Source organism: Streptomyces sp. NPDC001617 (assembly GCF_053596855.1).
This window is the reverse complement of sequence record NZ_JBSFHA010000068.1, coordinates 15943-28834: the sequence shown is the minus strand read 5'-3', so window position 1 is coordinate 28834 and position 12892 is coordinate 15943. Positions and strand designations below refer to the sequence as shown.

General features: G+C 72.5%; 11 protein-coding genes and 1 tRNA gene. 2 read left to right on the top strand and 10 right to left on the bottom strand.

The window, feature by feature from the left end; all coding sequences use genetic code 11:
* Positions 1-84 precede the first annotated feature (84 nt).
* On the bottom strand, positions 85-606 hold the full coding sequence (locus tag ACWC09_RS37610) for a hypothetical protein (protein WP_450855526.1): 522 nt from the start codon (positions 604-606) through the stop codon (positions 85-87).
* 75 nt (positions 607-681) lie between these two features.
* Positions 682-1032 (bottom strand): metallopeptidase family protein, encoded by a 351-nt coding sequence (locus ACWC09_RS37605; protein ID WP_450855525.1) that lies wholly within the window; start codon positions 1030-1032, stop codon positions 682-684.
* An 85-nt stretch (positions 1033-1117) separates the two neighbouring features.
* Here ACWC09_RS37605 and ACWC09_RS37600 point away from each other — a divergent pair, with 85 nt between their 5' ends.
* Together ACWC09_RS37600 and ACWC09_RS37595 are read left to right on the top strand one after the other, a co-directional pair.
* Positions 1118-2704: a metallophosphoesterase family protein gene (locus ACWC09_RS37600; protein ID WP_450855524.1), complete on the top strand. Its 1587-nt coding sequence runs from the start codon at positions 1118-1120 to the stop codon at positions 2702-2704.
* Between the two features lie 80 nt (positions 2705-2784).
* Positions 2785-2857, top strand: a tRNA-Glu gene (locus ACWC09_RS37595).
* 349 nt (positions 2858-3206) lie between these two features.
* Here ACWC09_RS37595 and ACWC09_RS37590 read toward each other — a convergent pair.
* From ACWC09_RS37590 to ACWC09_RS37555, 8 genes are all read right to left on the bottom strand, one after another.
* Positions 3207-4223 carry an Acg family FMN-binding oxidoreductase gene (locus tag ACWC09_RS37590; RefSeq protein WP_450855523.1) on the bottom strand — a complete coding sequence of 339 codons (1017 nt, stop codon included), beginning with the start codon at positions 4221-4223 and terminating at the stop codon, positions 3207-3209.
* Between the two features lie 35 nt (positions 4224-4258).
* The gene (locus ACWC09_RS37585) at positions 4259-4705 is read right to left on the bottom strand and encodes a hypothetical protein (RefSeq protein WP_450855522.1); all 447 of its coding nucleotides are present in this window, start codon (positions 4703-4705) and stop codon (positions 4259-4261) included.
* On the bottom strand, positions 4705-7341 hold the full coding sequence (locus tag ACWC09_RS37580; RefSeq protein WP_450855521.1) for a multicopper oxidase domain-containing protein: 2637 nt from the start codon (positions 7339-7341) through the stop codon (positions 4705-4707). Before ACWC09_RS37580 ends, ACWC09_RS37585 begins: the two co-directional genes overlap by 1 nt.
* Entirely contained in the window at positions 7322-8596 is a 1275-nt protein-coding gene (locus ACWC09_RS37575) for a TIGR04053 family radical SAM/SPASM domain-containing protein (RefSeq protein WP_450855520.1), read from the bottom strand. Before ACWC09_RS37575 ends, ACWC09_RS37580 begins: the two co-directional genes overlap by 20 nt.
* Positions 8597-8926: 330 nt before the next feature.
* Positions 8927-9430: a hypothetical protein gene (locus tag ACWC09_RS37570; RefSeq protein WP_450855519.1), complete on the bottom strand. Its 504-nt coding sequence runs from the start codon at positions 9428-9430 to the stop codon at positions 8927-8929.
* 1052 nt (positions 9431-10482) lie between these two features.
* The gene (locus tag ACWC09_RS37565) at positions 10483-10860 is read right to left on the bottom strand and encodes a hypothetical protein (RefSeq protein ID WP_450855518.1); all 378 of its coding nucleotides are present in this window, start codon (positions 10858-10860) and stop codon (positions 10483-10485) included.
* A 120-nt stretch (positions 10861-10980) separates the two neighbouring features.
* Positions 10981-11313, bottom strand: a complete 333-nt coding sequence (locus ACWC09_RS37560; RefSeq protein ID WP_450855517.1) for a cupin domain-containing protein — start codon at positions 11311-11313, stop codon at positions 10981-10983.
* 107 nt (positions 11314-11420) lie between these two features.
* Complete coding sequence (locus ACWC09_RS37555; protein WP_450855516.1) at positions 11421-12431, bottom strand: zinc-dependent alcohol dehydrogenase; 1011 nt, start codon at positions 12429-12431, stop codon at positions 11421-11423.
* Positions 12432-12892: the final 461 nt, after the last annotated feature.

The following is a 12892-nucleotide window of genomic DNA, read 5'->3' as shown; positions in this document are numbered from 1 at the left end:
CTACCACCATACGCACCCACCACCCCCGAAGGCAAACCGAACCCCAAGGACGTAGGCGAGATCACACTCCGACGTCCCGCACCGCTATGCCGGAGCCCCCGCCGCCGGTGCCGGCTCCCGTTCCACCAGCTGCGCTCCCGTGTCCTGGTGCGCCGAGGACGACGGCTCGGCCGAGGGCGGCGGCTCCGGCGCGGACGAGGTCGGCTGCTCACTCGGCGTCGGCGGAGCGTCCGTGTGCGGCGGGGTCGGCGTCGCCTTCGTCGGCGTGGGAGCGCCCGGCTGCTGCGTCTGCCCCGAGCCGCCCTTCGCCGGAGCGGACGCACTCGCTCCGGCCGACGGGGAGGCGGACGGAGACGCCGACTCGCCGCCGGCCTCTCCCTTGCCCTTCTTCCCCCCGTGCCTGCCGTCGGCGCCGGCCGCCCCCGGCCCGGAACCGCCCCCGGACACCGCGGTCCCGCCGTCGGCCGCCGCGTCCCCGTGCTGCCCCGCCGAGTGCGACGGCTTCGCACCACCGCCACCGTCCTCCCCCACGCTCATACAGCCGGCGGCCGCGGCGACGGCCATGACCGTGGCGGCCAGACGGACGGGCACGTACAAGGGGCGCACGGTGGCCACCTCTCAGGCGGAGGGAGACGTCAACATGCCCAACTCCCGCCGCCCACAAGAGGACACGCGCGGCCGCTATCCGTACCCGAGGGCGTGCAGCCGCGCGTCGTCGATCCCGAAGTGGTGGGCGATCTCGTGCACCACCGTCACCTCGGTCTCCGCGACCACGTCCGCCCTGCTCTCGCACATCCGCAGCGTCGGCATCCGATAGATCGTGATCCGATCCGGCAGCACCCCCGCGTACCACTCCCCGCGATCCGTCAGCGGAGTCCCCTCGTAGAGCCCGAGCAGCTCGGGATCGTCCGCGGACGGTTCGTCCTCGACGAACACCGCGACATTGTCCATCAGCCGCGTCAGCTCCGGCGGAATCCGGTCCAGAGCCTCGGCGACCAGCTCCTCGAACTCCTCACGCGTCATCTCCAGCACAGGCCCATTGTCGGCCACCGGACGCTCGCGGGAGAGTCATGGGCTCTCCCGCATATCCGCGCCCGGACTTGGGCATACGGGACCAATGGTCCGCGTCCCCGCTGTTACCGCCGCCTTCGTGAACCGCATACGCAGGTCCCCGCGTGCGCTGACCCGGTACTACCGTGCCCGGCGTCAGCAGCCGACCCTGGAGTTGGTGCACCATCCGCACCCATGGGTCCGGGCCCTCGGTCTGGTCACCGTGGTGCTGCTCGGGGCGTGGCTCGGGCTGCTGATCGTCGGCAATGTGCGGGTGCCCGTCGGGCCCATGAACACGACGATGACGCTGCGGCCGTCCCTCTCCGGCGGCACGAAGATCAATATCTCCCCGCTCGGCGCGCTCCAGTTCGACACCCACCAGGCGCCGGTCCGGCTCGACGTCAACGTCGACCAGCTCGACCCCGTCCGCTCACAGGCCCTCGTCGACCACCCCGAGCGCATCTCCGGCCTCCAGGAGGAGGTCGCCCGCGACGTCGAGCACGGCACCCTCGACCTCGCCCTGCGCTCCTGTGTGGCGGTGGTGGCGGGCGCCACCGCCCTGGGGCTGGCGGTCTATCGCCGGCCCCGGCACGCCCTCGCCGCCGGCGGCACCGCCCTCGCCCTCCTGATGGCCTCCGGAGCATCGGCGTACGCCACCTGGAACCCCAACTCCGTGCTGGAGCCGAAGTACTCGGGCCTGCTCTCCTCGGCCCCCTCCCTGGTCGGCAACGCCCGCAACATCGTCACCGAATTCAACGTCTACCAGCAGGAGTTGGCCCGCCTGGTGACCAACGTGACCAAGCTCTACGACGTCACGTCCACGCTCCCCGCCTACCAGCCGGACCCGACCACCATCCGCGTCCTGCACGTCTCCGACATCCACCTCAACCCCGCGAGCTGGAAGATCATCGCCTCGCTGGTGCATCAGTACAAGGTCAACGTCATCGTCGACACCGGCGACACCATGGACCACGGCACGGCGGCCGAGAACGGCTTCCTCGACCCGATCGCGGATCTGGGGGCGCCGTACGTCTGGGTCCGCGGCAACCACGACTCGCCGGTCACCCAGCGCTACCTCCAGCGCATGAAGAACGTCCACGTCCTCGACGACGGCCGCGCCGAGACCGTCGCCGGACTGCGCTTCGCCGGCATCGGCGACCCGCAGTTCACCCCCGACCGCTCGAAGGTGCTGGGCGCCGACCAGTCCGAGGAGCTGGCGGGCGACCGCCTCGCCTCGGCGCTGAGGGACCAGACGGCGGCCGGCACCCCCGTCGACGTGGCCATGGTCCACGAGCCGTCCGCGGCCCGTCAGGTCGACGGCGAGGTGCCGCTGATCCTCTGCGGTCACCTCCACCACGAGGGCGACGAGATCCTTCCGCGGGGCACCCGGCTGCGCATGGAGGGCTCCACCGGCGGCAGCGGCCTACGGGCCCTGGAGCACAAGTACCCGGCCCCCGTCGAGGCCTCGATCCTCTACTTCGACCGCGACACCCGGCGCCTCCAGGCCTGGGACTCGATCAAGCTCGGCGGCCTGGGCGAGACGACGGCCGAGGTCACCCGGCACCTCCCGAAGGAGAACCAGCCGGGAGCGCCCCCCTCGACCTCCAGCCCTTCCCCGTCCACCCCGTCATCGCCGTCTCCCTCCGCCCCGTAAACCGTTTTGGCGATAGCTCCCCGCATCCCATATGCTTCTCACGTCCCCGACGCGCTGAGAAGCGCCCAGGCGGGCCGATAGCCCTCATCGTCTAGCGGCCTAGGACGCCGCCCTTTCAAGGCGGTAGCACGGGTTCGAATCCCGTTGGGGGCACGTACAGCCACGACCCGTTCGGCCACCCCGCCAAGGGGTGGCTTTTGCATGGCGCGGCCGACACAGGTCACGGAATGCCATCCCTGGAGTGGCCGAGCAGGTCGGCAAGCGGATGGTCCAGGATCGCCTCGCCGAGACAGCCGAGCGCAGCGACGATCGCCACGGTCCGTACCGCATGGGCGATCTGCGATCCGGCCAGGTGTGGCGTTGGTCATGGCGCGTACTCCCTCATAGGACTTGCGTGCCCCGGATCGCTCCATACTGAGCCGACTGACCGCGGTCCTGGATCGAGCTCACCGAGCAGGCCGTCGAAGACCGGAACATCCCCGCGGGCACGCCGGACCCGGACTCAGGGCGTTTCGGTGTCAGTCGCGGTCGTTGTGCGGCGAGCGGTGGTGTGTCCGGTCGCTCGCGGCGTGCCGGCGCCGTCCGGGCCGTAGCCGAAGCGGATCAGCACCTGTGGATGGCACCGCTTGTGGCGTGGCAGGGCCATCGCCGTGCGCAGATCGGGCCATTCCATGGCCTGGTGCAGGAGCGACGTGCGCAGCCCTCGGGCGGTCGCCGTGAGCAGGACGTACTGCAGGGCCTGGCCCGCCCGCAGCCAGTCCTCCCGTCGGTCGTGGCCTGTCCACAGCAGGGCGAGTTGGACGTGGCGTTCGAACCACAGGGCAGGCAGGCGGAGGGCGGGCAGCGCGCCGGTGAAGTCCCGCATCGGCATCCGTCCGGCCGCGTCGGGCGGGCCGAGGGCGGTGACCGGTATGCCGTAGGGGGCCTTTGCGCCTGGGGCGCTGATCCAGCCGCGGGTTTCGGCGGTGCGGCCCGCGTGAGCGTGGTTGCGGGCTTCGGCTGTGGCGGTCAGGCGCAGCAACCGGCGTGTTCCGGCGATGTCCGGCAGGTGCAGCCGGGCTCCCGCGGCGTGCGCGGCCGCCGTCATCTCCGCCACGATCGGCTCGGGCACCGGGCGGCCGGTGAACGGCATCCGGCTGGTGTGCCGGCGTGTGATGGCCTCATAGAGGCCAGGGGCGGAGGGCTGGTCGTCCGCGGCGAGTGGACCTGTCAGCCGTACGGTGGCCAGCAGGCCGGAGGGGCGCGGGTCCGGCAGCAGTCTCACCTCGGGGCGCCAGCCCTGGTGGACGGCGGCGAGGCGGAGGTTGAAGACCGCGGCACCCACGGACAGATACTGCGCGCGGTGCATCGGATCGGCCAGCGGCAGCGTTCGTTCCGGCGCCGAACGGACCTCCAGCACCTGGTTCTCGGGGTTCAGGCGGAAGCGCCAGGGCTGCGTGTTGTGGATCGACGGGGCTGCTACGGCCGCCTCCAGCAGCGACTCCACGGTGGCTGCGTCGAGCGGGGATCGGGTGAGCATGGTGTCTCCTCCTTCTTCTTCCTCGTGCCGGCGGGTCAGGTGGCGGGCAGGGCGGTGGCGAGCAGGACGACGCCCAGCGATCCGACCAGGGACACGACCGCCAGAGCCCGAGCCAGGTCGGCGCGGCCCTTGGCGTGGGCGATGCCGTGGCCGGCCGCGGCGAGCATCACCAGGGCGAACAGGGCGACCTTGGCCGCCAGGGTCCGGCCGTAACCGGGTTCGGTGAGAGAGGCCCAGGTGACGCCCTTGTGCCAGGCGAGGGCCCAACCCGTGGCCAGTTGTGCCGGCAGGAACACCGCCCCGGTCAGCAGTCCGAAGCGGCGGCCGGCCGCGGCGGTGAAGTGGTCCTTGGCCTCGGGGGCGAGGAGGTGACGGGCCAGCGGCAGGACCACCAGGGTGAGGGCGAGTTGCCCGCCGACCCACAGGGCGGCTCCGGCCACATGGACGAACCGCACCAGGGACCACCAGCCGACGCCGCCCACTAGTCGCTCACCTCCACCACGCCCTGCGCCCCGGCCCCGGCGTGGCGCATGTCGTGGTCGACGAAGGAGTAGTGGCCGGCCGCGGGGAACGTCGTCTCGACGAAGCCGCCCTGCGCCACCGCCAGGTCCAGTACCTGCGAGCCGCCCGGGTCACCGGGCTTGAGCAGGTAGGCGCCCTCCTTGTACACGGTGTCGAAGACGGTGCCGACGATGTGGAAGGCGATGCCGTCGCTGGGGCCCGCGGCGACCACCCAGAAGCGGGCCCGCTGACCGGCCTTCACCTTCAGGGGCCGCTGGGCGTACTGGGCTGCGATGCCGTTGAACACCCAGGCGTCCGGGGTGTCCTGACGCATCTTCGCCACCTGAGCGGTGCTGCCGGGCCTGCCGAGGTAGAGCGCGGAGGAGACCAGCACGTACTCGTGGTCCACCTTCGCCAGGCCGGGCGGGTCGATGATCACGGCGCCGTACATGCCGTTGCCCATGTGCTGGAGCATCGGTGCGGTGCTGCAGTGGTAGAGCCACGCTCCGGCCTTCTCGGCACGGAAGCGATAGACCAGGCGCCGGCCCGGCTGGATGGTGCGCATCGAGGAGTCGGGGGCGAGGGAGCCGGCGTGGAAGTCGATGCCGTGCCCCATGGACGGGTCGTCGTTGACGAGGGTGACCTCGAAGACGTCGCCCACCTTTCCGTGCAGCGTGGGGCCGGGGGCGGTGCCGCCGAAGGTCCACATCTGCTGTTTCACGCCCGGGGCGACCTCGACCTCCGTGCGGGTGGCGTGGAGTTCGACCTGGTGGACGGTTCCGCCGGGCGCGGGGGCCAGTGCGGCATCGCGCGGTTTCCAGCCCGCGGAGAAGCCGGCGGAGAGGTCCAGGCCGCCCCTCGTGCCCATGGAGTGCCCGCTGTGCCCGGACCCCTGCGTGGCTCCGCTCGAACTCTCCTGTCCGGAGGTCCGGTCGACGACGATGTCCAGGGTCATCCCGGCGGCGCGGTGACCCGGCAGGGTGCAGTACGCCGTGCGGTCCTTGGTGACCTGCCCGACGTCGAGGGTGTGGCTGTGCCCGGTGGAGAGCATCGGGGTGGCGGGGCCGCCGTCGACCTTGAGGTCGTGGCGCTGGGCGTCGGCGTTGGTGACCTTCAGCCGCAGGTCGGTGCCCGCGGTGACCTCGATGCGGGAGGGGCGGATGCGCATGTCCGCCAGGGTCACGGCGACCGTACGGGTGGTGCCGGTGCCCGCGCCGGCCGTGCCGGTGGCGATCGGGGCGCTGCCGGTGCCGCCGCTGTCGGCCACCAGCACGGCCAGCACGATCAGTACGGCTCCCGCGGCGGTTCCCCACAGGACGGGGCGCCGTGCCGCGCCGTCCTGTGGGGAACCGCCGTCCGGCAGGAGTACGCGTCCGCTGCGGACGAGCACGGCCACGGTCAGGCCGAGGAAGGCGATGCCCGCCGCGGCGGCCAGGAACATGCCCGCCGTGCCGGCGGGGCCGGGCAGCGGAAGGGCGAACAGGGCGACGCCGAGGTTGAGCACGACCAGCCTGAGCGTCCAGTCCCGCTCCAGCACCGCCCGCAGCGCGGCACGCTCCTTCGGACCGGAGGCGAGGACGACGGGCAGCAGATAGGTGAGGGCACCTACGAGGATCTGCGCGACGAAGCCGATGAGCAGCACGGGGACGAGGGCGTCGATCCCGGCCTGCGCCGCCGTCAGCGGCCGGGCGACCAAGAGCGAAAGATCCACCGTCACCGCGATGAGCAGCCAGCAGGTGGCCGCCGCCAGCATGCAGGCCGCACCCGTGGAGACGGGACGGCTGCCGCGCAGGGTGCGGACGAACAGGTTCACGGCGGCTGCCGCTCCCAGCACGTACAGGGCCAGGCCCATGGCGGCCGGCCAGCGCCACCCGTACGCCAGACCGCCGGCGGCCACCAGCAGGCCGCCGGCGGTGAGCCGCAGCACCCACCGTGCCACCCGGGTGGTGCGGTCCTTCATCCGTACGCCCAGCACGGTGGGCCAGAGCATGAACAGCGTGCCCAGTACGGGCAGCCCGATCCAGCCGAGCACCGTGACGTGCAGGTGGGCCAGCCTCAGCCCGCCGTAGTGGTGCGGGCCTGCTGTGCCGGTAGCCAGCAACCAGCCCAGCACGGCGCCGATGACCAGCGCCGCGGCGGCGGCCCGGTAGTAGTCGGCGATCGGGGCGAGCCGCCCGCCGAGCGCGCCCCGGCCCAGGCGAACCAGCACCACCAGGTGGGCGGTGATCGCGGTGACGAGCAGCGCGCACCCGGCGCCGATCAGGACGGGAAGGTCGCCCCACACGCCGGACACCACGCCGGCGACCGCGACGTTGACGCCGGCCAGCCGGGCGTTGCTCCACCGTCGGTCGGGCCGGGGTGCGTGCAGCATGGCCACGGCGAAGTGCTCGCTCCACACCACGATCGCGGTAGTGGCACCGCCGAGCAGGAACAGGTGGATGGCCAGCCAGCGGGCCACCGGCAGCGTCTGCTGGACGCTCGCCGCGAGCAGCGCGAGGACGGCCCACGTGGCGACCAGGGCGTGGGCGGCCAGGTGCCGACCGCGCAGCCCGGACGCCTTGAACCTGCTGGGTGGGGGACCGTCGCCGGCGGCTGGGTCATCGCTCTTGCGGTACACGGTGCTCCTTGCCGCCCGAGGCGGCGGGCGAACCCTCACGCGCGCCGGGCTCGGCGTCGGTGCCGCCGGACAGCAGTGCGGCCAGTTCCCGCTGGTACGGGAAGGAGCCGGGGACGTATCCGCACCACGGCTCCTCGGCGTACGGGTCGCCGGTGACGCCGTAGGCGCGGGAGCGCGAGCCGCCGCAGACCCTGCGGAACTCGCAGCGCCCGCATCGGCCGCCGAGCATGTCGGGGGCCCGCAGACCGGTGAACAGTGGTGAGGTGCGGTAGATCGACAGCAGCGGGGCCTCGCGGACGCTTCCCGCACTCAGCGGCAGGAAGCCGCTGGGATGCACGCTGCCGGTGTGCGAAATGAAGACGAAGCCGCGGCCCGCGTTGACGTCCAGCGGCGGTCGCCGCACCCGCCGTACTCCGGCATCCAGGCCCAACTCCAGCGCTCGTTCGCTCAGTTGCCGGTACAACGGCCCGAGCCCGAGCGCCGTCACATGGTTGTCGCCGGCTGCGGCCAGGATCTGGCGCTGCAGGGCGACGCGGCGGAAGTGGTGGGCCTCGGTCGTCTTGGCGGGGACGGTCAGGCCAACGTCGTAGACGAAGTTGAGAACGTCCTCGACCTCCTCGGCGGTCAGCGCGCCGAGGCTGCGGCCCCGGCCGGTGGGCACCAGGAAGAAGGCACTCCACAGCATCGCCCCGTGGTCCGCGACGAGGCGGACGATGTCCGGGAGGTCGTGCAGGTTGTGCCGGGCCACGGTCGTGTTGATCTGCACCTTCATACCGAGGGCGCGTGCGGTGTCCCAGGCGTCCAGGGTCCAGCGGAACACTCCGGGCACGCCTCGGAAGTCGTCGTGGAGTTCGGCGGTGGACCCGTCCAGGCTGAGGGAGAGCCCGGTGGCGCCCGCGGCGTGCACGTCCCGCAGCCGCTCCTCGGTGAGCGTCGGTGTCCCGGACGGGGACACGGCAACCGGGACGCCGATCTCCCGGCCGTAGGCGATGAGTTCGTTCAGGTCGGGGCGCTGAAAAGGGTCACCGCCGGTGATCACGAACAGCGGGGCGGGCTTCCCGAACGCGGCCACCTGACGCAGCAGATCCTTCGCGGCGTCCGTGTCCAGTTCGCGCGGGTCGCGGTCGGGTACGGCCTCGGCGCGGCAGTGGCGGCAGGCCAGCGGGCAGGCCCGGGTGGATTCCCAGATGACGATGAACGGCCGCTCCGCGGCGTCGTGGCGCCGGCGGCGGATGGCGTGGACGGCGGCGCTCACCGCACCGCCCCCCTCACAACGCCGCTGCTGTGTCCGGCCGCCCTGGTGTCAGGGCAGACGATGCGGGCGGCCGGACGGTGACCGGCCCGGACCGTGCGCGGCTCCCACCGCGAGCGACAGCGGGGGAATCGGCCGAGCGGGTGCTCGGAACGGTCGTACACGGGATACCTCCGGGATCGGTCGGTGCCAGCATCCGCTGTCGCCGGGGTTCGCGCGGCGGCCGATGTTCCCTCGGGAAGGGACCAACGGTCCCTGTCCGCGGTGGATGGCGGTGGGTGCGGCACAACCGGGCGGCGGAGGGGGACCGGTACGGGCGGGGTGCCCGGGGGGTCAGGGACGGTGGGCGGGCCCCGGCGCCACGGCCTCGGCGGTGGCCAGCAGCGCTGCTCCCAGGCCGGTGAACGCGACGCCCAGACCCGCGACCAGCGTGGTGAGGTGCCACGCCTGGTAGGCGGACATCAGCGAGCCACGCAAGGTCTCGCCCATGAAAGCGGTCTGCCGCAGTTTCACGAGCTTCTCGTCGTCGCCGCCGGTGGCATGCAGTTCCTCGGTGATCTCGGCGTAGGTGCGGCCACCGGTGGCGTGGACGAGGTGATCCTTGATCAGCTCGGCGTAGGCGTGCGCCTCCGGGCCGGTTTCCACGCGTCGACCGGCGAACGCGGTGAGCGCTGCGGGCAGCCCGTGGTCCGGGAAGGTGATCTTCTGGGCGGCCAGTTCGCCACGGATCTCCTTCCTGCCGCTGCGGGCACGCAGCAGCATGACGGGTCCCGCGGCTGCGAGGGCCAGGCCGACCGCCCCGAGCAGGGTGCTGGTCCGGCGGTGTGCACCGTCCATGACGTGACTTCCTTCTTTCCTGGTCCGGCCGCGGCACGATGCCGCGATCCGATGGGTGATGGCCCGGGGTCAGTGGTGGCTGAGCCGGAGGCGCCAGTCCGCCGGGCCCCGTAGGAGGTACTCCACGGCGAAGACGCCGGGACGTGGCGGATGGCGGGTCCGGGCGGGACTGGGGACGGGCCGGACACCGACCGGTCCGGGGGCGCCGTGCCTGCCGCGACCCTGGGTGCGAGAAGACGGGGCCGAGCAGCCTGACACCCCTGTCAGGGCGCCTCCCGGCCGGTCACGGGCCAGCATCACAACGCCGCGGGCGCCGGCGCATGGGCCGGGCGGGCCTCGCCGCGCGGGCCGCTGGTCCTCGACCGCCCCCGCCGAGCAGGGCCCATCGGCCACGCGTGGAGGGCTTTCGGCCCACGTGCCGCAGCGTGCCGGCTGCCGTCCGGCCACTCCCGTCCCGGACCGGCAGCCCCCAGGGGCGGAGGATCCACGACGAACAGCCCGCAAGGCAATCTGTTCGACTTCCCCGACCCGCTGCTCGGCCTCGGCGCCTTCGCCGCCGTCGTGTGCCACCTTGAGCGCGTGCCACGGAAGATCGAGCGGCCCGGCGTGGGTGAGGCAGAGTTCCTTCAGGAGCCGCCGCGGTCTTCCAGCGGCTCGTGGTCGTCGGCAAGGTCCAACGAGCGGGGCTGCATCATGGCGGGCGCTGCACCGGCCGGGTGCCCGTACGTCGCACGGAGGTGCGGCCGCCGCGGGCGCACCTCCGGCTTGTGGCTGTCCGGGGCAACCGCGGGCGGGCCACGGCTGGCTGCCCCTGACCGGCGGCGCCATCGGCCAGGCCTGCCGCCGGCGCCCGCTTTCTTCCTCGTCCGCCGTCCACCGGCGCGGCGTCAGAGAGTGCTGCGCCGGACCGCCCGGCGGAGAGTGCGGGGCGCCGCGCCTGCTGCGGGCACTGGGGGCCGGAACGCAGGGCCCGCCCGGACGCGTGGCTTTTGTCGTCCCTTCGGACCGCCTCGGGGTGCCGGCCCCTGGTGCCCTGTGGCTCACCCGAGGCTTCACACCGGGCGCTGATCACCGCCGCGCCATGGCGGCGCCGTCGTCCGGTGGCCGGTGTCCCAGGCGTGGGCGGCCTTGTCGGTCTGTCGGCGCAGCCGGTCCTGGAGTTGGTCGACGACTTCGTGGCCGGTGGCATCCTCGGCGACCACGACCACCTGTCGGGTGCCGACGTGCAGGTCGGCAGTGGCCGACCAGGGGCGGTCGGCATGGTGAGCGGTCGCCCGCACGATCCGCACCTCGCCGCTGACGGCGGGCAGACCCGGCCGGCCCACCACGGCGTCGATCTTCGTGCGCGCGTAGGCAAGGGTGCCCTCGTCCACCGCGCCGTCGGAGCGCAGCCTCACCGTGGGCGTGACCTGGGCGTCATCGCTGGTCATTTCGCTTCCCTTACTGGACAAGTGATGGGTCGTCACGGATGCGCCGTTCCGGGGACATCGGCGTCGAGCGGCCTGGTCGTATGTGCCTCTCGGCGTGCCGGCGTCGGCGGCGGTTCGGCGTCAGCCGTGTTTGGCGACGGTGAGCAGCACCGCCGCGTCCTCGATGGCCTGCAGACCGTGACGGGTCTCAGGGATGGTGATCAGGTCGCCGGTCCGGCCGTCCCAGGAGGTGTCGCCGCTGGTGAGCTTCACGCGTCCGCGCAGTACCAGCAGGGTCGCCTCGCCGGGGCTCTCGTGCTCGGCGAGGGAGGTGCCGGCGGTCAGTGCGAGGACGGTCTGACGCAGGACGTGTTCGTGGCCGCCGTAGACGGTGGCGGCGCTGCGCCCGGTGGAGCCGGCCGTGGCGCGTTCCAGGTGCTCGCGGGCCAGTGCGTCGAGTGACAGTTTCTGCATGGCTTCCAGTCTCCACGGACGTGACGGGCCACGCGCGCCGTGCGGGTGGTCGCAGGCGGACGCCGCCACGGCGCCGGTGGTGGCGCCGGCGGTATGGACCAGGCGGGTCACATCTCGAAGACGATGCGTGCCTTGACCTGCCCGTCGAGGACCTCGGCGATGGACTCGTTGACGGTCTCCAGCGGCCGGGTCTCGTAGATGACCCTGGTGCGTCCGGCGGCGTGGAGCCGGAACACCTCGTCGAGGTCCTGCCGGGTGCCGACGATCGAGCCGATGACGGAGGTGCCGTTCAGGACGGTGTCGAAGATCGGCACCTGGATGGTGCCGCCGGCGGGCAGGGCCACCATGACCAGCTTGCCGCCGCGCCGCAGACCGCCGTACACGGCGGTGAACGCCTGCTCGTTGACGGCCAGCGCGATCGCCGCGTGGGCGCCGCCGTGCTGCTTGAGCACCTCGGCCGGGTCCTCCTTGCGGGCGTCGATGAGGATGTCCGCGCCGAGCTCGCGGGCGAGTTCGAGCTTGTCGTCGGTGACGTCGATCGCGGCGACGGTGGCTCCGGCGATCTTCGCGTACTGCACCGCCAGGTGTCCGAGTCCGCCGACGCCGGAGATGGCCACCAGCTGGGCCGGGCGGACCCCGGCGACCTTCAGCGCCTTGTACGTCGTCACGCCGGCGCAGGTCAGCGGGGCGGCGTCGCGCGGGTCGATGCCGTCGGGGACGGGGGCGGCGAAGTCGGCCGGCGCGAGCATCTTCTCCGCGTAGCCGCCGTCACGGCCGTAGCCGGTGTTGACCTGCTGCTCGCACAGCGTCTCCCAGCCGGACAGGCAGTGCTCGCAGCGTCCGCAGGCCCAGCCCAGCCAGGGCACGGCCACCCGCTGCCCGATCTCCAGGTGGGTCACCCCGTCACCGAGTGCCTCGACGATGCCGACGCCCTCGTGGCCGGGCACGAACGGGAGGGTGGGCTTGACCGGCCAGTCGCCGTGCGCGGCGTGGATGTCGGTGTGGCACAGTCCGGACGCCTCCAGCCGGATGCGGACCTGGCCGGGACCGGGCTGCGGGTCGGGCCGCTCCTCGATCACCAGCGGCTCGCCGAAGGACCGGACGACTGCTGCCTTCATTGCCTGCTCCTTGAGAACTGTTCGGTGCGGTGCGGTTCCAGAGTCGAACGAGTCGTGGTGTGACGGCAGGTCCTGGACGTCCTTGTGGGTGGGGCCGCCCGGCCCTGCCAACGCGGCGACCGGCCCTTCGAACGGTGTGGTCGTGGCGCCGATCCGAGAAGGAGGAGGAGCCGGACGCGCTGCCCGAGCTGACCGGGTGAGCCCGCGCAGGAGATGGTTCTATTCGGGAAGTGACGAGAGGCAGGAGCTGACGGGCCTGGCCTCGTGAAGTCGGGTTTGGCAACTGCCGTGCCTCCACCGGCTGTTCGAGCCGCCCCTGGCGAAACCCTGAGACAAGGCCGCATACGGCGCCTCAGGTGTCGATGAGGGCCATGCCGTTGACGCGTTCGATGGTGGCGAGCGCGGCAGAACGAGGAGCGTCCAGTGGGGTGTTTGGCCGCCGCGGTCACCGGTGAGTCGTT

Coding starts and splice junctions, on each gene's coding strand:
- ACWC09_RS37555 (WP_450855516.1), bottom strand. CDS start 12,431: ATGAAGGCAGCAGTCGTCCGGTCCTTCGGCGAGCCGCTGGTGATCGAG.
- ACWC09_RS37565 (WP_450855518.1), bottom strand. CDS start 10,860: ATGACCAGCGATGACGCCCAGGTCACGCCCACGGTGAGGCTGCGCTCC.
- ACWC09_RS37590 (WP_450855523.1), bottom strand. CDS start 4,223: ATGCTCACCCGATCCCCGCTCGACGCAGCCACCGTGGAGTCGCTGCTG.
- ACWC09_RS37600 (WP_450855524.1), top strand. CDS start 1,118: ATGGTCCGCGTCCCCGCTGTTACCGCCGCCTTCGTGAACCGCATACGC.
- ACWC09_RS37560 (WP_450855517.1), bottom strand. CDS start 11,313: ATGCAGAAACTGTCACTCGACGCACTGGCCCGCGAGCACCTGGAACGC.
- ACWC09_RS37570 (WP_450855519.1), bottom strand. CDS start 9,430: ATGGACGGTGCACACCGCCGGACCAGCACCCTGCTCGGGGCGGTCGGC.